The 20226-nt window shown below is 39.7% G+C and carries 20 protein-coding genes and 1 riboswitch; of the genes, 9 read left to right on the top strand and 11 right to left on the bottom strand.

Annotation, left to right across the window (positions count from 1 at the left end; genetic code table 11):
- Positions 1 to 47 precede the first annotated feature (47 nt).
- The 3 genes from H7U02_RS08485 to H7U02_RS08475 form a co-directional block, all read right to left on the bottom strand.
- Positions 48 to 2288, bottom strand: a complete 2241-nt coding sequence (locus H7U02_RS08485) for a DNA internalization-related competence protein ComEC/Rec2 (protein WP_110981129.1) — start codon at positions 2286 to 2288, stop codon at positions 48 to 50.
- The gene (locus H7U02_RS08480) at positions 2278 to 2973 is read right to left on the bottom strand and encodes a helix-hairpin-helix domain-containing protein (protein ID WP_110981130.1); all 696 of its coding nucleotides are present in this window, start codon (positions 2971 to 2973) and stop codon (positions 2278 to 2280) included. The genes H7U02_RS08485 and H7U02_RS08480 overlap by 11 nt, the downstream gene beginning before the upstream one ends.
- Positions 2974 to 3080: 107 nt before the next feature.
- The gene (locus H7U02_RS08475; RefSeq protein ID WP_110981131.1) at positions 3081 to 3836 is read right to left on the bottom strand and encodes a lysophospholipid acyltransferase family protein; all 756 of its coding nucleotides are present in this window, start codon (positions 3834 to 3836) and stop codon (positions 3081 to 3083) included.
- Between the two features lie 128 nt (positions 3837 to 3964).
- Between H7U02_RS08475 and H7U02_RS08470 the strand changes: the two genes are divergently transcribed.
- Genes H7U02_RS08470 through H7U02_RS08460 form a run of 3 tightly spaced genes read left to right on the top strand, consistent with a single transcriptional unit; the run spans position 3965 to position 5987 of the window.
- A complete protein-coding gene (locus H7U02_RS08470; protein ID WP_110981141.1) occupies positions 3965 to 4900 on the top strand; it encodes a polysaccharide deacetylase family protein in 936 nt (311 codons plus the stop codon).
- Positions 4901 to 4949: 49 nt separating this feature from the next.
- Positions 4950 to 5714, top strand: a complete 765-nt coding sequence (locus H7U02_RS08465; protein ID WP_110981132.1) for a tRNA1(Val) (adenine(37)-N6)-methyltransferase — start codon at positions 4950 to 4952, stop codon at positions 5712 to 5714.
- Positions 5715 to 5717: 3 nt separating this feature from the next.
- Entirely contained in the window at positions 5718 to 5987 is a 270-nt protein-coding gene (locus H7U02_RS08460; protein ID WP_110981133.1) for a GIY-YIG nuclease family protein, read from the top strand.
- Positions 5988 to 6094: 107 nt separating this feature from the next.
- On the opposite strand, the gene H7U02_RS08455 is transcribed toward H7U02_RS08460, so the two are convergent.
- From H7U02_RS08455 to H7U02_RS08435, 5 genes are all read right to left on the bottom strand, one after another.
- Positions 6095 to 6487 carry a hypothetical protein gene (locus H7U02_RS08455; RefSeq protein WP_110981134.1) on the bottom strand — a complete coding sequence of 131 codons (393 nt, stop codon included), beginning with the start codon at positions 6485 to 6487 and terminating at the stop codon, positions 6095 to 6097.
- Entirely contained in the window at positions 6480 to 6992 is a 513-nt protein-coding gene (locus tag H7U02_RS08450; protein ID WP_110981135.1) for a hypothetical protein, read from the bottom strand. The genes H7U02_RS08455 and H7U02_RS08450 overlap by 8 nt, the downstream gene beginning before the upstream one ends.
- Before the next feature lie 169 nt (positions 6993 to 7161).
- On the bottom strand, positions 7162 to 8748 hold the full coding sequence (locus tag H7U02_RS08445; protein ID WP_008535313.1) for a DEAD/DEAH box helicase: 1587 nt from the start codon (positions 8746 to 8748) through the stop codon (positions 7162 to 7164).
- Positions 8749 to 8942: 194 nt separating this feature from the next.
- The gene (locus H7U02_RS08440) at positions 8943 to 9848 is read right to left on the bottom strand and encodes a magnesium transporter CorA family protein (RefSeq protein WP_037602792.1); all 906 of its coding nucleotides are present in this window, start codon (positions 9846 to 9848) and stop codon (positions 8943 to 8945) included.
- 12 nt (positions 9849 to 9860) lie between these two features.
- Positions 9861 to 10241, bottom strand: coding sequence for a PH domain-containing protein (locus tag H7U02_RS08435; protein WP_021152428.1), 381 nt, complete (start codon positions 10239 to 10241; stop codon positions 9861 to 9863).
- A 103-nt stretch (positions 10242 to 10344) separates the two neighbouring features.
- A riboswitch (TPP riboswitch) is annotated at positions 10345 to 10465 on the top strand.
- An 80-nt stretch (positions 10466 to 10545) separates the two neighbouring features.
- Between H7U02_RS08435 and thiT the strand changes: the two genes are divergently transcribed.
- The 3 genes from thiT (at position 10546) to H7U02_RS08420 (ending at position 13447) form a co-directional block, all read left to right on the top strand.
- Complete coding sequence (gene thiT, locus H7U02_RS08430; protein WP_037598373.1) at positions 10546 to 11121, top strand: energy-coupled thiamine transporter ThiT; 576 nt, start codon at positions 10546 to 10548, stop codon at positions 11119 to 11121.
- Between the two features lie 167 nt (positions 11122 to 11288).
- Positions 11289 to 12140, top strand: coding sequence for a helix-turn-helix domain-containing protein (locus H7U02_RS08425; protein WP_110981136.1), 852 nt, complete (start codon positions 11289 to 11291; stop codon positions 12138 to 12140).
- A 128-nt stretch (positions 12141 to 12268) separates the two neighbouring features.
- Positions 12269 to 13447, top strand: coding sequence for a ryptide export MFS transporter (locus H7U02_RS08420; RefSeq protein ID WP_110981137.1), 1179 nt, complete (start codon positions 12269 to 12271; stop codon positions 13445 to 13447).
- 468 nt (positions 13448 to 13915) lie between these two features.
- Here H7U02_RS08420 and H7U02_RS08415 read toward each other — a convergent pair whose 3' ends face one another.
- The 3 genes from H7U02_RS08415 to H7U02_RS08405 all read right to left on the bottom strand — a co-directional run bounded on the left by H7U02_RS08415 (position 13916) and on the right by H7U02_RS08405 (position 17939).
- Entirely contained in the window at positions 13916 to 15460 is a 1545-nt protein-coding gene (locus tag H7U02_RS08415) for a peptide chain release factor 3 (RefSeq protein ID WP_002884210.1), read from the bottom strand.
- Positions 15461 to 15810: 350 nt separating this feature from the next.
- Positions 15811 to 16476 carry a TIGR02206 family membrane protein gene (locus tag H7U02_RS08410; protein ID WP_183135821.1) on the bottom strand — a complete coding sequence of 222 codons (666 nt, stop codon included), beginning with the start codon at positions 16474 to 16476 and terminating at the stop codon, positions 15811 to 15813.
- A gap of 89 nt (positions 16477 to 16565) precedes the next feature.
- Positions 16566 to 17939, bottom strand: a complete 1374-nt coding sequence (locus tag H7U02_RS08405) for a UDP-N-acetylmuramoyl-tripeptide--D-alanyl-D-alanine ligase (protein WP_201043140.1) — start codon at positions 17937 to 17939, stop codon at positions 16566 to 16568.
- A gap of 142 nt (positions 17940 to 18081) precedes the next feature.
- On the opposite strand from H7U02_RS08405, the gene H7U02_RS08400 reads away from it, so the two are divergent.
- Genes H7U02_RS08400 through H7U02_RS08390 form a run of 3 tightly spaced genes read left to right on the top strand, consistent with a single transcriptional unit; the run spans position 18082 to position 20144 of the window.
- A complete protein-coding gene (locus tag H7U02_RS08400; RefSeq protein ID WP_081374032.1) occupies positions 18082 to 18777 on the top strand; it encodes a hypothetical protein in 696 nt (231 codons plus the stop codon).
- Positions 18746 to 19474: a hypothetical protein gene (locus H7U02_RS08395; RefSeq protein WP_073689547.1), complete on the top strand. Its 729-nt coding sequence runs from the start codon at positions 18746 to 18748 to the stop codon at positions 19472 to 19474. The genes H7U02_RS08400 and H7U02_RS08395 overlap by 32 nt, the downstream gene beginning before the upstream one ends.
- Positions 19443 to 20144, top strand: coding sequence for a hypothetical protein (locus tag H7U02_RS08390; protein WP_048673843.1), 702 nt, complete (start codon positions 19443 to 19445; stop codon positions 20142 to 20144). The genes H7U02_RS08395 and H7U02_RS08390 overlap by 32 nt, the downstream gene beginning before the upstream one ends.
- The last annotated feature ends 82 nt before the right edge of the window (positions 20145 to 20226 follow it).

Genomic DNA, 20226 nt, shown 5'->3' with positions numbered 1-20226 from the left:
CATTCTACCATAGATTGAAGTGCATGACAAATTAAGAACTCTAACAATTATCGGACAGTTTCACTTGACCATTTAAACCAGCCCTTAAAACGGATGGCTCCGTCTTTATCTGTTCGTAAAATTTTAATGTGGCGTTGCTTAAAACGTTCTATTGTTTCATCATTTGGATGTTTATAACGATTGTTCTCACCAGCTGAAACAAGTGCAAGGGAGGGGTGCAGCTGGTCCAAAAAAGCTTCAGACGAAGAACCTTTTGAACCGTGGTGTCCAGCTTTGAGGACGCTTGCCCTTAAAGTTGGATAGCTGGCCATTAGTTCCTCCTCTCCTTCTTTTTCCAAATCACCAGTAAACAAAAAACTGCTTCCTAATAATTTTCCGTAGAGAACTAGCGAATCATTGTTACCGCCATCACCAACTTTATTTGGATAAAGAACCTGTAGATTGCTTCCCATCATGGGTAATTTGTCGCCAGCCTTTAGAGTGTGAACTGGGCATTTTATAGTCCGAAGTCTTTTAACAAAGCTAGACTTAGTCAAAGCCCCCTGACTGACACAGATTTCCTTAATCTTAAAACACTTGGCCACTTCTTCCAAATCACCAATATGGTCTGTGTCTGTATGCGTCAGGACCAGATAATCAATTTGAGACACTCCTCTAGCCTGTAGATAGGGAATCAAGGTTTTCTCCGCATTGCTCGTCTGGCTAGACTCTTGCCATTTTTCTTTAGTTCCAAACGTCACCTTGCCACCCACATCAATTAGGATGGTATCACCTTTCATACTCCTCAGAAAAATACTATCTCCCTGACCAACGTCAACCACAGTCACCTCATTGGTTAAAGGATGTTTGACCCAGACCATCAAAAGTCCAAAAATCATCAAAAGGCAAATCCTAAACTGAGGCTTTTTCCAAAAATCAAAGAGCATAACCAATACTGCTATCATCAAGCCAAACTGAAACAAACTAGGTTTCCCTAAAATCAAAGGTTGACCTATCCAGGATTGTATCCAAGTCAAAAAGGACTCCATCCATTCAAAAAGTGGGTTGATTTGAGAAAAGATTACCAGTCCTGAGAGGGCAAAGAATACTGTCAAGACAGGCAAGAGAAAGCTATCAAATACTATGGAAAAAATCGCTGTTAGAATTAAACTAACTGGTTGAAAGGTTCCATAATAGTAGGTTAAAAAGGGCAAAATCCCAAGACTCAATACCAAGCTCGTATAGATTGATTTCTTTAAAGATGACAAGTCCTCAAAATCAAACAAACACAACAAGAAGGCATAGGAACAACTTAATACACCTCCCACTGTTAAGAGAAAATGGGGTAACAAGAGAAACAATAGAAGCAAGGTTAGTCCCATATTGTCCAGTTTTTTAATACCAAACTCAGCCAGCAAACTTTGAACCAAGGAACGTAGGACTGAAGCTGTCCATCCTGTCATTAAGCCATAACATAAGGAAAAAGGCAGCAAGACGATAAATAGATAATCTTTAGGAAGGCCCAAGCGTAGAAGTCCGTAGCGAAACCATCCCCAAAAAAAGCCCACTTGCATCCCCGAAAGTGCGAATAGATGAATAATACCTAAACTTGTGTAAAGCTGGCTCTGCTCATCAAACTCCTTATCCAAATACCCAAAGAGCAGGCCTGTCATATAGTGTCTCATAGGACTAGGAAAGTGCGTCTGGATATGAACCAAAGCCCTCCTCCTCAGTTGATGGAAAAATGCTAGGGGAGATAGAGATTTTTGAGGTACCACTTGGTCCAAGCGCTCAATCTGAGCGATTCGATAAATGCCTTGACTGGCTAGATAAGACTGATAATTAAACCCTTGAAAATTACGCTGAGCAGTTGCTTGAGATAAGTTTATTTTTCCCTTCAATACCAACGTTTGGCTAGTAGTCTTGAAAAAATGCTGCTCCTTCTCAGATTTGAGTCGGTAAAAGACCTGATAGGTTTGTCCCTTTGCCTTACCGATAGCTGATAATTGCTCACCATTAACCGATAGCGTATCAACAACCAGAGTCACCTGATTGATTTCAGCAGGGGCTTGTTTATCTTGTATAGTAGCTCTGTGGTGCAAGAATAAAAAGTAGACCAAAAAGAAACTACCTACAAGTCCCACCAACTTTAGGGCTGTCTTATTCTTCCAATGATGCTTCAAAAGACAGACCATCAGAAAGACAAAAGTCCCAATAGCATAAACATTAGTGACAAAAATCGTAAAATAAAGGGCAGCTATTAAAAGAGACAAGGAAAAAAGACTGATTGGCGCTTTTTTAAGCCACATAGAGGGACTCTCTGATTTTATCTAACGTTTTATCACCAATTCCTGAAACATTTTTCAGGTCATCTACGGACTGAAAGCCGCCATGATTTTCGCGATAGGCGATGATATCCTCTGCTCGCTTAGCTCCAATTCCAGAAATGGTTTGCAATTCCTCTGCAGTCGCTGTATTTAAGTTAATTTTCCCATCCTTAGCATTAGTTTGCCCTCCTTTGTTAGACACCTGACTAGTTCCTGATTGACCAAGGACAGAAAGGTTTTCATCCTTAGTTGCCACATAGATAACCTCTTCGTCTGACAAGCTTGCGGCTAAATTAACACTCTTAGCATCCGCATCCTCGGTCATTCCCCCAGCGGCTTTGATGGCGTCAGTCACCCTAGCGCTTGCTTTTAAGGTATAAACACCTGGATTGGCCACAGCCCCCTTAACATCTACCGTTACTTTTGACTTGTCCTTTTCACTTCCTTCGGTCTTTGACTGGGAAGACGCCTCAGAAAGAGACTGTGAACTTTGTTTGGATGAGGAGGTTGACAATGTTGTCACATCTGTATAAGACGTCTCCGCCTCCATGCTGTTGCCGGCACCACAAGTCATCCATAGAAAGAAGCAAAAAATCACCATCAGTACAGCGATGACACTCACAAACAGACGATTATCTTTGACATAGGCTAGAATCTTTTCCTTCACGCTATTCTCCTTAATTGATATATTTTCTTTCTTATTCGTAAAAAATTTTAAAAATATATCAAAAAGTAAAAAACTCCATCAGATCTATGTCTGATAGAGTTTTTAGCTTATTTCTGAGTTTCTTTGGCACGGTGTTTTTCAGGATTCCAAACAAAGCTAGCTACATATGAGAAAGCCATGGTCAAAAGTACCGCAATGATAGCCACAATAGCGAGAGGTACTCGGTAAATATAAGTCAAAGGATTGGGTTTCTTGCCTGTTTGATAGCTCAAAGCTTCCTCATCAAGGCGATCAAATTCAGACTGGATACGACGAGCAACCTCTTGGATATTTTCGTCATTCAAACGCTTCAAATCTGAAATATCAATGGGATTACCATAGTTCATATCCACACGTTCACCTGTCAAGAGCCCCTTGAGTTCACGAGGTCCTTGATAGACAACCGGCATAATCTTAACCTTAGCCATCTTAGCGATAACTGCAACCCCACCCTTAACATCAGATGAATGGCGGCTACCACTTGGGAACATAATCAAACTACGGTTACTCTTCTTAAGCATGTTAACAGGGTACTTGATAGCTTCTTGACCAGGATTTTCACGGTCAATTGGGAAGGCTCCACACATACGGATCCACCAACCAAAGATACGACTCTTGAAGAGTTCTTTCTTAGCCATGAAAATAAACTGCTTAGGACGAGCTGAAAAAGCCATATAAACAGGGTCCCACCAAGTTCGGTGCGGAGCAACCAAGATATAGTTTTCGTCCTTGTTCAATAATTTATCGCGATTGTGGTAATGGGCATTCCCATTGATAATCCATAGAAGGAAGACAACAAGCCCACGTAAATAAGCGTAAAACACGTTTTTACCTCTTTTTCTACAAGTTTTTTCTATTATACCAAAAAAAGGAGCGCTTTTTTCATCGAATTTCTTTGTAAACTATTGAAAATGGTGTGGCACTTTCTAATAGTTTGAGCTATAATGTAACTATGAAAAAAAGTATTGAGATTATAGGGAAAAATCGAAAGGCACTTAATCTTTGCCTCATTATTGCAAACTTGTCTGTTCTGGCTATCCTGGGCTTTGTCCTATTCCAACGCCATAACACGAAATCTGAACAAGTAGCCAAGGCTGAAAAGACTGAACAAGTCGCTAATAGCACAAGCTCATCTTCAGAAAAAGCTAAAGAAGATGATGAAACACAACTCAAGAAAGGTAGTAACCACAGCATTGCAGCTTCTGACTATGCTTACGATGTTACTGCTGTGAATAACACTATTCGAGGCAAGTCTCAGGATATTGACGACAAGGTCGTCTTTTTAACGTTTGACGATGGGATTGATCCAACACTGACCCCACAAGTCATGAGTATTTTGAAAGAATACGGTGTTCACGCCACATTCTTCCACATTGGTTACACCATTACACAAGAAAATGCGGACATCCTCAAACGACAAATTACAGAAGGACATGCTATTGCCAACCATAGCCTCAGCCACAACTTTAATCTCCTTTATCCAGGACGTGTTCCTAATCAAAGTCAGATTGTTTCTGAGGTTAACCAAACCATGGCTAATTTCCAAGCTATCTTAGGTAAGGACTTCAAGACAAGAATTTTCCGTTATCCTGGTGGTCATATGTCATGGCAAGGTCTAGAAAGTACTGACCAAGCCCTCGCCAAGGAAGGTATCGAGTGGATTGACTGGAACATGCTTTGTGGTGATGCAGAACCCGCCTCTGTTCGCCCAACGACGTCTGAAACCATGATGGCCTACTTAGATGGTTCACAAAAATATTTCCCTGAGAGTCATGTTAAGGTTGTGCTTATGCACGACACTGCTGGTAAGGAGCTCACCGTTCAGACCCTTCCACAAATTATCGAATATTTCAAAAATCAAGGATATACCTTCGGTGTCCTAGAGTAATCACTCGCAACAGTTCCTTTGGGAGCTGTTTTTTGTTACAATAAAAACTATGACAAATCCAATTTTAAAAGACGGAGAACGCATTGACCAGCTCTTCTCTACAGATGTGAAAATCATTCAAAATAAGGAGGTCTTCAGCTACTCTATTGATAGCGTCCTCCTCTCTCGGTTTCCAAAAATTCCAAAGAAGGGATTAATTGTCGACCTCTGTTCGGGAAATGGTGCCGTTGGCCTCTTTGCCAGCACACGCACTGAGGCACCGATTACCTTGGTTGAGTTGCAAGAACGCCTGGCTGATATGGCCAAGCGTTCCGTAACTCTTAATCAACTAGAGAATCAAGTGACTGTTGTCAATGACGACCTAAAAAATTTGCTTAACCATGCCCCACGATCTCAGGTGGACCTTATCCTCTGTAACCCCCCCTACTTTAAGGCGACAGAAACGTCTAAGAAAAATCTGTCAGAGCATTACCTCTTGGCACGACACGAAATCACGACGAATTTAGAAGAAATTTGCCAGGTCGCTCGTCATGCCCTCAAATCTAATGGACGCATTGCTATGGTACATCGCCCTGACCGCTTTTTGGATATCATTGACACCATGCGCCAGTACAATCTAGCACCTAAACGCATCCAGTTTATCTATCCTAAGATGGGACGTGAGGCAAATATGCTCCTGATTGAAGCCATTAAAGACGGTTCAACAGATGGCTTGAAAATCCTTCCACCTCTCTTTGTGCATAAGGAAAATGGTGACTATACCGACGAAATCTTTGAGATTTACTTTGGGAAAAAGACCGAGGGTGAGTCCTAAACGATGACAGAAAAGGATAGCAAGGCCTACATGTATGTGGTTGAGTGTGCTGATGGCACCCTCTATACAGGCTACACCACAGATGTCGAACGCCGCCTCAAAACCCATAACGCAGGCAAAGGCGCCAAGTACACCAGAGCCCGCCTACCAGTTAAACTCCTCTACTCAGAAGCCTTCGCTAGCAAGCCTAAAGCCATGAGCGCCGAAGCGCGCTTTAAGAAAAAAAGCCGAGAGAAAAAACTGGCCTATATCAAAGAACACACGGAAAAATAACCGTGTGTTTTTTTGAATAATATCTCCAAATTTTAAACATTTTTAAACATGCTAACTATACTACTCTTATAATCCTTGTTAGAAACAACCTTATTCTTCTCTATTAATCAGTTTTTCCACTTACTTTTTTTTAAGCTATCAAGATAATCTTTGTTTTGACTATCTCTGATTATTGTATAAATTGATTCAAAAATCTGATAGATAAAAAACAAAGAAGAAACAACCCATGTCAAAATAAACCATTCATTGCTCGAAAAATCTCCACTAAATAATCCAATTAAATGAGCTTTTTTCGAACTAGAAAATACGTTTTTATAAAAGTACTGTGTTATTATAGCATATAAGGTATCAAGAACTAGAAAAAAAACACTCGTCTTCCATAATGCATTACTGAGAGTTTTAATTATTTCTAACAACAAAATATTATTTATACCTATAAGAATATCAAGACCAATAACAACTATTAAAACAATACCAGTAATTAAAAATATGCTACTCATTTCCCACACCTCTTACCTCTCCATTCCTTAATTTAAATAATTCCTCAAATGTTTCTCTAACCAAGTCATTCTCTTGATTATTTCTTTTTTTCTTTCCTAAAATAAGTTGATTAGGACCCATTTCACTTTGATATTCGTAATGATACTTAAGTAAAAAATTAGCAAATAAGCGAACAACTTTTGCATCCTTAGAATCCAAATAATATTTTCTATCGTCTTCAGGCACTATCAATAAGATTCTTTCTAATTCACTAATCATAATGTTCGTTAACCAATCAAACGAAAAGTAAACCACTTTATCTTCATTATGTTTAAACATTCTTAGTGAAGCACGTACCCTTTGAGCATCATCAATATTTAATTTGTATTTTGATGCAACATCCAATAAACCTTCACGCCATTTAGAACTTCCATCCAAACTACTATTTCTACTTTGTAATGAAATATATATGGATATCAAAGCAGTTATAAGAGCGCCAATTAATCCCGAAAGCAATTCTGTCATGCATCCTCCTAATAATCTGTTATTCTGATAAATACCAATTCTATACGCCTAAGTATAACAAAAAACGCTCTATTTTCATAGAACGTTTTCAGAAAGTTTTTCATAAATAGTTTTCAAAGAAGAAAATATGAAATAAAGTTCTCTCCACTACTGATGACTATCTTAGTACCTATTTATCACCTTTGTTACGGATAACAAAGCCATTTTTCTTTTCGCTTGAGGTACGGTGTGGGCGTTTGTTGCCATGGTTTTCGAAGTCACGGCTATTCTTCTTAGACTTGCGTTTGAAGTCACGACGGCCACCGTCTCGGTCATCGCGGTTACGGTCGCCACGGTATCCACCACGACGGTTGTTATCGCGACCGCGGTTGCCACGGCCACCTTTGCCGCCTTTACCGCCAAAGCCACCACCTGATGGTTTGAATGGCAATGGTTTTTCACGCGCAATTTCTACTTCTGGCATTGTCTCTGGATCTTGAACGGTCAAGCTCAAGATGTAAAGCGCCAATTCTTCAGGTGTGAATTCTTGAGCCAATTTAACCGCATCGCCCTTGAACTTGTCAAAGTTAGAACGGATAGCTTCATCCGCAAAGTCACGTTCGATTTTCTTAAGGGCAACTTTCTTCTTAGCCTGGAAGGCTTCTTGAGCTGTTGGTGGCTTAAGACCTTTCATGCGTTTCTTAGTCAAGTTTTCGATGATTCCCAAGTAACCCATTTCGTTTGGAGCTACGAAAGTAATAGATTGACCTGATTGGCCTGCACGGCCTGTACGTCCAATACGGTGAACGTAGCTTTCTGGATCTTGTGGAATATCATAGTTGTAGACGTGAGTGACACCTGAAATGTCAAGACCACGTGCCGCAACGTCTGTGGCAACCAAGATATCGATTTGGTCGTTCTTGAAGTCACGGATAACACGAAGACGTTTGTTTTGGTCAAGGTCACCGTGGATACCTTCTGCACGGAAACCACGAAGTTTCAAACCACGTGTCAACTCGTCCACACGACGTTTGGTACGTCCAAAGACGATTGACAATTCAGGTTGGTCAACATCCATAAGGCGAGTCATGGTATCAAACTTCTCTTGTTCCTTCACTCGGATAAAGTATTGATCAACGTTAACATTGGTCAATTCTTTAGCCTTGATTTTCACATGCTCAGGATCTTTCATGAACTGAACGCCAATACGTTTGATAGCATCAGGCATAGTTGCTGAGAAGAGAAGGGTTTGACGTTCTTCTGGTACTCGGCTAATGATAGCTTCAATGTCTTCAAGGAAGCCCATGTTAAGCATTTCATCAGCCTCATCCAAAATCAAAGTCTCGATATTATTGAGTTTAAGAGCCTTACGTTTGATAAGGTCAAGGAGACGACCTGGTGTCCCTACTACAATGTGGGCACCTGAACGGAGGGCCTTGATTTGTTTCTCAATGCTAGAGCCACCGTAGACTGAGCGAACCTTAACGCCTTTGTCACGACCAAAACGGAAAAGTTCTTCTTGAGATTGCACTGCCAACTCACGTGTTGGGGCAATCACAAGGGCTTGGATTGTATTTTCTTCTGTACGAATTTTATCTAGGGTCGGCAAACCAAAGGCAGCTGTTTTACCAGTACCAGTTTGGGCCTGACCGATAACATCCTTACCTTCAAGAGCGAGTGGAATCGTCAACTCTTGGATAGGTGATGGCTTTTCAAAACCGGCAGCTACAACAGCTGATTGGATGTCTTCTGATAGGTTTAAATCTGTAAATTTCAAAGTATTCTTCTTTCTATTTGAAGGCGGTGCGAAGCCACCTTATGAGACTTGGTTGTGTAGTATGTTAACTACCTGTATTTAATAGTCGTTTATTTTAACAACTCATCTAGTCTATCATATTTAAGAATAAAAAGACAGTGAATAACGTTTTAAAACCGCCTCCAATTTGAGAAGACGGTTTCACTCACTAATTATTATTTATGGACCAACCAACGCAGATAGCGGGCCAAGACCAAACAAAGGATCGCACTACCGATAATGATGAAAATCCAAGCTGGACTGACAGTCATAAACGGTAGAGGAACATTCATCCCAAAGAAACCGGTAATAACGGCAAGCACTCCTAAAAGTACCTCAATAATGGTCAGATTGCTCAAGTTGTTGTTCAGGTTGTTGTTTAGGATATTGTTATAAGAACCTGATAGTTGCTGTAAGACCTTAGAAATAAGATCCGTCATAGCAACCAACTGCCTGGCTTCAATCATGGCATCATCAAACTGCTCTTTTTCAACCTCATTGAGACGACGATAAATGGCGTGCCCCTTGATGTGTTCCAAAAGAAGACGGTTTTGTGTAGCGGCAGCTACCAAATAGACCATGCCTGTTTCCAAATCTGAAAGGTCGTAAAGATTCTTACTTGTCGTTGTCTGTCTTAGGCGTCGACTAACCTCATCTTTTTGCTGATCCAAGCGTTCAATGACGGGATAGTAGGCATTTGAAATCATCTCAAGGCCTGCAAAGAGCAATTTGTAGATAGACAAATCCTCATGGTTATCCACATAATCTTGCATCTTGCTTATCACATAAGCGTTATCCTCGTTACTAATGGTCACCAAACGTGTATCTTGAACAATAAAGGTCAGAGGAATGGTTTCATAGTGTTCCTTGTCCTTTTCAAGCGCCAGAACATTATAGATAAAGGTGATTGTCCCAGTCTCACGGTTGTAATCCATGTGGGCTCGTTCATTTTTATCCAAGGCATACTCTATGGTTTCTTGGTCAATATCATACTTGGTATAAAGGTAGGATTGCTCAGAAATAATATCTGAGTCAATATTAATCCAGTGACGCTTATAACCCAGTTCTTTTTCAATAAACATTTTTCTTCCTCATTACTCTAGCACTGCTGCTGCCAAAGCTTGTTGGATTTCAAAGACATTATTATCACTCTTAAATTGAAGGACCTCTGCAGGCTCAAGTGCTGATGAAATCCAAATCTTAAGTTCAGCATCTAGGTCAAAGTGGCCCGAGCTTTCTACAGTAAAACGAGAAATCGAGTGATAAGGGATAGACTTGTAAGAAGTCTTCTTCCCTGTAACACCTTGTTTATCGACTAAAATCAAGCGTTTCTCTGTAAAGACAATCAGGTCACGAACAAGGACATAGGCTAACTCCACTTGTTCACCTGGAATTAAGATCCCCTCCAATTGACGCTCAACCTTATCATTATCTTTTTTAGATGCATTGCCAAGCAGTCCTGAAAAAAGTCCCATAGTTATTTCTCCTTTTTTATTGTAAAGATAATCCTTGCTTTAACTATACCACAATTTTAGGATTTCAGACACTTGCAGAAATGGGTTTCTGGTAGTACAATTAAGAAGTCACAAGAGGAGCAATTGCTGAGAATGGCTAGCTTGAATTTTTTCTTCAAGACTTGCCTAAACTCTTACCACCTGATCAGGTTAGAACCTGCGTAGGGATGTGTCTCAAAATAGATTGAAATAGAAGAACTTCTATGACAACGTTTTGATGTGGCAAAAATAGCCAATCAAGACGATTGGTATAGGAGGTTTTTTTATGTCGAAAACAAGTATTCGACCAATGATTGAGGTTGCACTCTTTGCAACCATTGCTTATATCCTGGACCTAGTTACTCAGCCCATGTCACTAGGCCCTTGGATTTCCCTTTCCTTTAAGATGGTGCCCATCTTTCTCCTCAGTTTTCGCTGGGGCTTAAAAGCTGGTGCTATGGGCGGTCTTATCTGGGGGCTACTTCAAGTTGTTACAGGGCAAGCCGCCGGCGGTTGGCTAACCTTAACACAAGGTTTTCTGGAGTATTTTGTCGCCTTTAGTCTGATTGGTATCAGTGGTGTGGTCAAACCAGCCCTTGATAAAGCTATTAAACAAGGCCATAAAGTCAAGTCTCTGATGCTTATCACCGGAGGTATTCTGCTTGGTAGCTTTGCTCGTTACCTCATTCACTTTATAGCTGGTGTCATCTTTTGGGGAAGCTATGCCCCTAAGGGACAAAGCCCTTATCTCTATTCACTCATTGTCAATAGCTCATCTTTCCTAGGAGAAACATTGGCAAGCCTTATTGTTTTCTTCGCTCTGCAACGATTCCTAGGCAGATTACTCAATACGGAAAAATAAAAGAAACCATAAGACAGTCTTAATTGACAGTCCTATGGTTTTTTGTGTGTTTATAAAAAACAGCAATCATTGCCTATTCACAGTAATAACCTCACTTTTGTTTTCCTGTATTTTATGTTAAGATACAAAAAAATAGATATTCCCATATATGCAAACTGGAGGCTTCCATGAAAAAATTTGGAGCAATTTTTAAAAAATTTCGTAAATCAAGAGGGATACGATTAAAAGATGTCGCAAAAGCTGGTATCTCGACATCTCAACTGTCTCGTTTTGAAAAAGGACAGACAGACTTAACCATTACAAAGTTTATGTTAATATTAGACGAGATTAATATGCCTATTGACGAATTCATGTATGCTGTCCATGATTTTCATCGTGATGATCTGAATGAGCTATTGTCAAAAATTCGACTTTTTGTATCAACTCATGATATCGATGGATTAAAGAAGTTACTTAATTCTCAATTAGAATCAGAACCTAAACAAGAGAAGTTTCATCACATTAATACTATTTTATTAAAAATTCGCTTGCAGGATTTATCGGGAGAAAGCTATTATACACAGCAAGACCTAACCGATTTAACCGATTATCTATTTAGTGTCGAGTACTGGGGTTATTATGAATTATTGATTTTTGCAAATACCTTAGATGTGTTGAACCATGAGACTCTTATGGTTTTGGCAAAGGAGATGTCTAGAAGGTCTGATTTTTACAAAGAGATTCCTAATAATCGACGCATGATATCAACCATGTTATTAAATGTTTATATTACATGCATAGAAAGAGAAGAACTCATTGATGCACTGTATTTTGAAAAACAATTAAACCAATGCTTTTTTATCGAGACTGAAATCTATGAACGATTGGTTTTTCAATATGCACAAAATTATTATCAATATAAAAAAGAAGGAAGCAATCAGTCTATAATCGAAATGAAGAAATGTATTGATGCCATGAAATTGGCAGGGAGCGAGCATATTGCAAAGACTTATGAAGCACATTTGAAAAAATTGATATAGGAAAATAGTTAGAAAGCATATATGGGAAATTATTAATTAAGATTATTATTCTTGTAAAATTATTTTGTTTAAAAAATATGTGAATCCAATTTCATTTCCAGATTTGGTAACCAATATGGAGAAACAATATGTCTAAATCCTTTCTGAAATTACTTATCTCTCAGTTATTAGCTAATTTAGCTGACATTTTCCTCAGGGTATCTCTCATTGCAAATATCTACGTCATCACAAAATCCGTTATTGCGACCTCAATGGTTCCGATTCTAATCGGATTGTCAGCTTTCGTGGCAAGCCTTCTGGTGCCATTAGTAACTAAAAAACTTGCCCTAAATAGAGTGCTTTCTTTCACTCAATGCGGAAAGACTTTTCTATTAGCAATACTCCTTGTAATTCTCATTAAGGCTCAATTTGTTCCAGCCTTAGGAATGTATATCTTTGTTGTCGCTATTTCTATCTTAGATGGCTTTGCGTCGCCCGTATCTTTTGCCATGATTCCTAGATATGCCACAAATTTGGTAAAGGCAAATGCTGCCTTATCAATGAGTAGTGAGGGAGTGCAATTGATTGGTTGGGGACTAGGAGGACTCCTTTACGCTTCGGTTGGCCTTTTTTCTACAATGTTGATAGTCCTATTTCTTTATCTTCTTTCTACTTCTGTGATGCTCTTTCTCCCACAGGCTAAAATAGAGCAGTTAGAGGCGGAGACTAATCTGGATACTCTAGTAAAAGGATGGAAGTTAGTTGCAAAAAATCCTAAATTAAAGTTATTTGTCCAAGCAAATTTATTAGAGGACTTCTCCAATACAATCTGGGTGTCATCTGTAATCCTTGTTTTTGTAACCGAGGTGTTAAAACAAACTGAAAGTTACTGGGGCTACTCAAATACAGCCTATTCCCTTGGTATCATTTTAGGTGGAATAATTGTCTACAAACTATCCGAAAAGTTTTTAGCTCATAAGTGGAAAAGTATTCTCTTTCCACTCTTAGCAATGGCGACCATCACAGCCAGTATCCTCTTTTTTTCAAACACACAAACATTTTTAATTTTCTCAAGTTTAATCGGCTTCTTTTCTCAGTTAAAAGAAGTCCCTGAAAGTGTCTTTCTTCAAGAAACTGTGGATGAAAATCAGTTAGTACATGTTTATTCTGTATTTGAAGTCATTTCAACCCTTGCTTTTTCAGTTTTCGTCTTTCTGATGAGTTCTATTACTGAAAGTTTTGGAATTACAACAAGTTTCTGGCTATCAACAATTTGCATACTTTTAGAAGCTGGCTTGATTTATCATAATCGTAATTATCTAAAGTAATTAATCATAGGTATACTTGATAACTATTGGGTTTATAAAAAATATAGGACTATCTGATTAGATAGTCCTATATTTTGTGTTGTTTTAGAGATGTGACGTAGATATCATTATTAAGATATTACGACACGAAGTCAGACGAATCGATATTATTCGCCTGACGTAGTTAGTGAGACGGCTAGCTAGCCACAAGATAGGGGCTAGCGTAAAAAGATGAACGATTTACATAAACTATACATAGCATTACGACATGAGAAAACGGAAACGATTATTTTCCGTTTTGAGTTAGTAAGGGACTTAGCCACGGTCTCATAGTATGTAGTGTAGATATCATTATTAAGATTTTACGACACGAAGTCAGACGAATCGATATTATTCGTCTGACGTAGTTAGTGAGACGGCTAGCTAGACACAAGATAGGGGCTAGCGTCAAAAGATGAACGATTTAAAATCGTCATCTTTTGTGCCGTATTACATCTTCTCTTCCAATGTTACATCTGGATATTTATCCGCAAACCAACGAAGGGCAAAGTCATTTTCAAAGAGGAAGACTGGTTGGTCAAAGCGGTCTTTGGCCAAGATATTTCGGCTTGATGACATGCGTTCATCGAGGTCCTCAGGTTGAATCCAACGCACAGTCTTTTTACCCATTGGTGTCATAACGACTTCGGCATTGTATTCATTTTCCATACGGTGTTTGAAGACTTCAAACTGAAGTTGACCAACGGCACCAAGCATGTATTCGCCTGTTTGGTAATTGGTGTAGAGCTGGATGGCTCCTTCTTGCACCAATTGTTCAATTCCTTTATGGAAGGACTTCTGCTTCATGACGTTTTTAGCAGAGACTTTCATGAACAACTCTGGCGTAAAGGTTGGTAGTGGCTCAAATTCAAATTTATTTTTGCCTACAGTAAGGGTATCACCAACCTGGTAAGTTCCTGTATCGTAAACCCCGATTATATCTCCAGCAACGGCATTTTCGACATTTTCACGGGATTCGGCCATGAACTGAGTGACATTGGAGAGCTTAGCTCCTTTACCTGTACGGGTTAGGTTAACACTCATACCACGCTCGAATTCACCTGAAACGATACGAACAAAGGCAATACGGTCACGGTGACGTGGGTCCATGTTGGCTTGGATTTTGAAAACAAAACCAGAGAAATCCTTGTTGAGAGGATCAATCTCATCACCATCCACTGTCTTGTGACCATGTGGTTCTGGTGCAAATTTGAGGAAGGTATCGAGGAAGGTTTGAACCCCAAAGTTAGTAAGGGCAGAACCGAAGAAGACCGGTGTCAATTCACCAGCTAAAATAGCTTCCTCAGAGAATTCATTACCCGCTTCTGTCAAGAGTTCAATATCTTCTTTAGCTTGCTCATAGAATGGGTTGTTGGCAAAAAGAGTATCACCATCTTCAATCTTGGCAAAGCGCTCGTCACCTTTGTAAAGCTCCAAGCGTTCGTTATAGAGGTCATAAAGTCCTTCGAAGGCTTTACCCATACCGATAGGCCAGTTCATTGGGTAGCTGGCAATACCAAGCACTTCTTCCAACTCTTCCAAGAGGTCAAGTGGCTCACGTCCATCACGGTCCAATTTGTTCATGAAGGTGAAGACAGGAATCCCACGGTGTTTGACAACTTCGAAAAGTTTTTTGGTTTGGGCCTCGATACCTTTGGCTGAGTCAACAACCATGACGGCAGCATCAACCGCCATAAGGGTACGGTAGGTATCTTCTGAGAAGTCCTCGTGCCCTGGGGTATCAAGGATATTGACACGTTTACCCGCATAGTCAAACTGCATCACAGATGAGGTTACTGAGATACCACGTTGTTTCTCAATATCCATCCAGTCTGATTTGGCAAAATTTCCGGTTTTCTTACCTTTTACGGTACCAGCTTCACGGATTTCACCCCCAAAGTAAAGCAATTGTTCAGTGATTGTTGTTTTACCAGCATCGGGGTGAGAGATGATGGCAAAAGTACGGCGTTTTTTGATTTCGTCTTGGATACTCATAGTTTTCTTTCTTCTTTAAAAATAATCTTTTTGATACTTTTCCTTAGTGGTATGGAACGTCAGTAGCTGCCTTAGGAATTGCAAAACTTCCATGCTCAATAGGAACTGACAGTCGTCGGTTTTTACCAGATCGAAAAGTAAGATAGTTGTAGCACTTCTTTCAGAAAATTTTTCTCTTTTTTGGTCTACATTTGTTGTCGAGGCTTGCGATAATTCTCGCAGGCACAGCTCCTTTATTATATCCAAATTACAGTGTGAAAGCAATTCTGAAAGCGTTTTGTGTTAGAATAAAACAAATAAATTGACAAAGCACGCTATCAACTTTCTGATAGCGTGCTTTGTCAATTTATTTAATATTTCTCTTCAAAATGCTCCAGACCTTTTTTCAGGATTATCATGAGAATAATCAGAGCTCCTGAAACAGCAAGGTATTTGACAAGTAAGGGAGTTCCCATAATAAATGGCGTGTGTTTAAGCATGCCATAGTTTCCACCGATGGTCTGATTAACTATTACCAAACCTAGATTCAGTAGCAGAGTAGCCACGACAATCAGCCGCTGGCTGATGGGATGGATTTTATAACTGTTAAAAATGACATTGAGGCTATTGACCAGTAGGGCATAGTGGCCAATTAGGAAAGAAAAGCCTGTGATATGTGGAAACTCATAGGGATCAAATACTGGATAAATCAATGCACAGTAGGTCCCGATGACTCCCATAATAGCGAAATAGCTCTTTATTCTACTATTTTTCAGGAGGAGAACAGCAAACATGGCCATGCGGCAATGGTAAAGGGGCAGACTAATGTAAAGTGGAAAGCCCTGCCAGAGGTACCAGGTATAAAGGGCAAAGAGTTGAATGGCTTGGAAAGTGAGAAAGGTCCAACGCCATATCTTATTCTTATACCAACGCCAACTCAAGTAACTCAGAAGTACCATCGCCAAAAGCATAAGCAAATAATAGGGCAAAGGTATCTGAGGTGGATGAGTTTGGGTGGTTGTCAAAAAATTCTTCATTCTCTTCTCCTGCTGAAATTACTATGCCTGCTATTATATCAAATTTCAGGGTAAAGCAAAAACCTGCTTTAGAGAGCAGGTTAGAGAACTTAATTCTTAGCTTGTAATTCTTCCACGACCTTAGCTAGGTTCATAGAGTTAGAGCCCTTGAGCAAGATTTGATCGTGCTCACCTAGGCTTTCTTTGATTTGCTTAACCATAGCGTCAAATTGGTCTTCGTCAGCTGTTTTCTTGAAATAATAAACATGACCAAGAGGGAACATTTGGCTAGCAAGTTGTGACAATTCTGCAATGTCTTCACCGTAGAAAATCACCGTATCAATAGCATCTGGTGTCAGACTTAGTATCATCTGCGTGTGAAGTTGCACGGAATGTTCACCGAGTTCTTTCATATCGGCTAAGACAGCGATTTTCTTGCCTCCTTCATTCTTAGGAATGGCTGAGAAGGTCTCCAAAATGAGCTTCATGGCTGTTGGATTGGCATTATAGACATCTGAAAGGATGTCGGCACCGTTAGCTGCTTTTTTCCATTCAGTACGGTTCTTTGTAAGCTGCAAGTTAGCAAGAGCTGAGAGGATATTTTCCTCAGTTACACCCAAGTGTTTTGCGACATAGGCAGCAACCATGGCATTTGTGGCATTGTATTTTCCAGTGACTGGCAAAGTAACTTGTCCGTCTAGGAAGTTTGTTGAGAAGGTGAGGTGGTCTTTGAACTCTGTCAACTCAGAGACCGTAAGCTCCGCACCATCCCCAAAGCGTACCACTTCAAGATTGCTTGGCAAGAATGGATCGACGATAGGATCACTAGGTACCAGCAAGAGGCTACCATCAGGCATACCGTCTTGCATTTGCATTTTACCTTGAGCAATCTTGTCACGGCTACCAAAGAATTCCAAATGAGCCTCTCCGATTAAGGTAACAACAGCTGTTTTTGGCTTCGCCAAGGTTGACAAGAGGTGAATGTCTCCCATGTGGTCTTGCCCCATCTCAAGGACGATTTTCTCCGTATCATCAGGCATGTGTAGGGCAGTATAAGGAAGACCAATCTCATTGTTGTAATTACCTTGGGTCTTGTAAGTACGATAGGTTGTGGCCAAGATATCATAAATCATGTCCTTGGTCGTTGTCTTACCGTTAGAACCAGTCACCGCAACAACGTCAACACCGGTCTTTTCAAGATAGTAGGCAGCTAGTTTTTGGAAGGCTTCAAGAGCATCATCGAGTAGGATATGGGCTTGATCAGCCGATAATTCTTTTTCTGTGAATGTCGCTAGAGCACCATTGTCAAAGGCTGTTGGGATAAAATCATGTCCATCACGTGCACCTTTGAGCGGCAAAAAGAGGTCTCCCGCTGTAATCTTACGGCTATCAAACTCAATCTGGTTAATGGCAACATCTTCATAGGCTGTGACATCATTTTTAGCGCCAACAACCTTGGCAATTTCATGGAGTGTCAGTTTCATCTTAAAATCCTCTGTTTTATTTTTACAAGTCTGGCAAGAAATAAGATTTTCTTGCCCGCAATCACTCCCAATTATATCACAAATCAGGCTAGCTTTTGCTTGGGAGATGAATTTGTTACAATGGTTGATGAGAGGATTAGGCATGACAAAGAAAAAATTAATCACTCTCTCTAAAGGAGAGGAAAATATAAATAGCGACTGCCAAAGTATTGAAGAACCTAAAGGATGGCGGTTTGATTGGAGAAAGATCATCCCACTAGAGCCAACATCTGAATTGATTATCTTAGTGCTGCTTGCACTGCTTTGGGGTGGCTTTTATTATTATGATCATTATACAGTCAATGAAGATAACATATATGGTCTCTGGCAGTCTAATCATCATAAGTTAGCGATTTCCTATAAGCATATTCAGAAACGAGGAAATATCGACTGGCAAGTCGTACAGGATGGTAAGTATATTATCTATGCTGCTAGAACTCGCCCGGTCAAGCGGCTTAATGACGGGACTCTTCACATGGAGCTCTACACTGTGGAAGGCTACCTGACAGACCTACCTACCAAGGACGGCTTCAGCTACATAGATTTCTATCTTCGCAAAAACAATTATCTTACCTATGATGGCGAGTCCTACAAGCGTATCAATTCTGGAAACAAGACTATCACTTGGAAAGATGGTTCTACCAGCCCTTATGGTGAACGGAAAACCAACCTATCTACAATTGTTCAAACTATCTATCGTGGAATTCTGGGACTGGGCTTCTTTCTTGTTATTTTAGAGGCTCGGCAAAAGAGGAGAGAAAAACTCAATGAGACACCAAACAAACAGAAAATACGCTGACCGAAAGAAATTCAATCGAAAGTATCATTCACAAAAAGCATATCGAAAAGAACAAAAACGCAAAACTGGATGGCGAGCACGTTGGGATAAATTTACAGACCGTTTAGCCAACATTGTTGGGATAGGTTTCCTAATCCTCTTACCTATACTCATTATTTATGGTATTTTCTTTGATGATGGGGTTTCTAAAGATGGTATCTACGGTCTGTGGCAATCTGAAAATCATCAGCTTGCCATATCATATAAAGATGGTTCAAAGGGAAGTAAGCGTGATTGGGATATTGTTCAAGATGGAAATATCCTCATTAAAAATGCACGCGTTGATGATATTAAACGCTTAGAGGATGGGACCCTCTACATTGAAGTTTACGCTGAGGAACGCCTGTTTTCAGACCTTCCCACAAAGAACGGCTACAACTATTTAAATATGTATGTCCGTAAAGACAATTATTTGACCTATGATGGCGAATCCTACAAACGGATTGATGATGAAAACAAGAGCATTACCTGGAATGATGGTTCAAAATCCCTTTATGGTCAACGAATAACCTTGTTTGATTGTCTGAAACCTTATATCGTATTTGGAATTATTGGTTCTATGATTTTGTATGTCATTTTTGTCGATTGGAGAATAAAAAGAAATCTAAAAAGGAAAAATAGGCTAAATGAGGCATCAACTAAAGAGAAAATACGCTGACCGACAGAAAATTAATATAAGTGACCATTCACAAAATGAATATCGAAGAACACAAAAGTACAAAACTGGATGGCGAGCACGTTGGGGTAAATTCAAAGACCGTTTAGTCAAGATTTTGAGTATTTGTTTTCTAATCATGGTACCTATAGTCAACATCTATATTAGATTCTTTTATGATGGTATCAGTGAAAATAGTATCTACGGGCTATGGCAGTCTGAAAACCACAAGCTTGCTATTTCCTATAACGAAGGAGGAAGAAGTCGTAAGTACGATTGGGAGATTGTACAAGATGGAAAACTCCTTATCAAAAATGCTCGAACTCAGAAAACTAAAGGTCTTAAAGATGGAACCATTTACATTGAAGTTTACGCCAAGGAAAGTCTGTTTTCAGACCTTCCCACAAAGCACGGCTATAACTATTTGAATATGTATGTACGGAAGGATCATTATTTGACTTATAATGATGAGTCCTACAAAAGGATTGATGATAGGGACAAAATCATTACTTGGAAAGATGGCTCTACCTCGGTCTATGGTGAACGCAAAACTTTTTTTGATTATATTGACTCTTTTCTTTTTTGGGGAATGGTGGAAACCGCTTTCTTGTCAATTATTGTCATTGGGTGGAGAAACATAAAAAGCAAAAAGGTGAGAAAAAAATCACCCTAAAACAAAAAAACACTCCTGCTTCTAGCTGGACTAGATAGGCACGGAGTGGTGTTTTATTCTTGTTAAGCAAGACTTCCCCTTA

Origin of the sequence: Streptococcus sp. 3.1 (assembly GCF_016648915.1) — a bacterium.
Lineage (GTDB): Bacteria > Bacillota > Bacilli > Lactobacillales > Streptococcaceae > Streptococcus > Streptococcus salivarius_E.
The sequence above is the reverse complement of the archived record's forward strand: the minus strand, read 5'-3'. Positions and strand labels throughout refer to the sequence as shown.

Bases quoted from the DNA above. Each gene is read 5' to 3' on its own strand.
- H7U02_RS08485 (WP_110981129.1), bottom strand. From the start codon at position 2,288: ATGTGGCTTAAAAAAGCGCCAATCAGTCTTTTTTCCTTGTCTCTTTTA.
- H7U02_RS08470 (WP_110981141.1), top strand. From the start codon at position 3,965: ATGAAAAAAAGTATTGAGATTATAGGGAAAAATCGAAAGGCACTTAAT.
- H7U02_RS08465 (WP_110981132.1), top strand. From the start codon at position 4,950: ATGACAAATCCAATTTTAAAAGACGGAGAACGCATTGACCAGCTCTTC.
- H7U02_RS08460 (WP_110981133.1), top strand. From the start codon at position 5,718: ATGACAGAAAAGGATAGCAAGGCCTACATGTATGTGGTTGAGTGTGCT.
- H7U02_RS08455 (WP_110981134.1), bottom strand. From the start codon at position 6,487: ATGAGTAGCATATTTTTAATTACTGGTATTGTTTTAATAGTTGTTATT.
- H7U02_RS08450 (WP_110981135.1), bottom strand. From the start codon at position 6,992: ATGACAGAATTGCTTTCGGGATTAATTGGCGCTCTTATAACTGCTTTG.
- H7U02_RS08440 (WP_037602792.1), bottom strand. From the start codon at position 9,848: ATGTTTATTGAAAAAGAACTGGGTTATAAGCGTCACTGGATTAATATT.
- H7U02_RS08435 (WP_021152428.1), bottom strand. From the start codon at position 10,241: ATGGGACTTTTTTCAGGACTGCTTGGCAATGCATCTAAAAAAGATAAT.
- thiT (WP_037598373.1), top strand. From the start codon at position 10,546: ATGTCGAAAACAAGTATTCGACCAATGATTGAGGTTGCACTCTTTGCA.
- H7U02_RS08425 (WP_110981136.1), top strand. From the start codon at position 11,289: ATGAAAAAATTTGGAGCAATTTTTAAAAAATTTCGTAAATCAAGAGGG.
- H7U02_RS08420 (WP_110981137.1), top strand. From the start codon at position 12,269: ATGTCTAAATCCTTTCTGAAATTACTTATCTCTCAGTTATTAGCTAAT.
- H7U02_RS08415 (WP_002884210.1), bottom strand. From the start codon at position 15,460: ATGAGTATCCAAGACGAAATCAAAAAACGCCGTACTTTTGCCATCATC.
- H7U02_RS08410 (WP_183135821.1), bottom strand. From the start codon at position 16,476: ATGAAGAATTTTTTGACAACCACCCAAACTCATCCACCTCAGATACCT.
- H7U02_RS08405 (WP_201043140.1), bottom strand. From the start codon at position 17,939: ATGAAACTGACACTCCATGAAATTGCCAAGGTTGTTGGCGCTAAAAAT.
- H7U02_RS08400 (WP_081374032.1), top strand. From the start codon at position 18,082: ATGACAAAGAAAAAATTAATCACTCTCTCTAAAGGAGAGGAAAATATA.
- H7U02_RS08395 (WP_073689547.1), top strand. From the start codon at position 18,746: ATGAGACACCAAACAAACAGAAAATACGCTGACCGAAAGAAATTCAAT.
- H7U02_RS08390 (WP_048673843.1), top strand. From the start codon at position 19,443: ATGAGGCATCAACTAAAGAGAAAATACGCTGACCGACAGAAAATTAAT.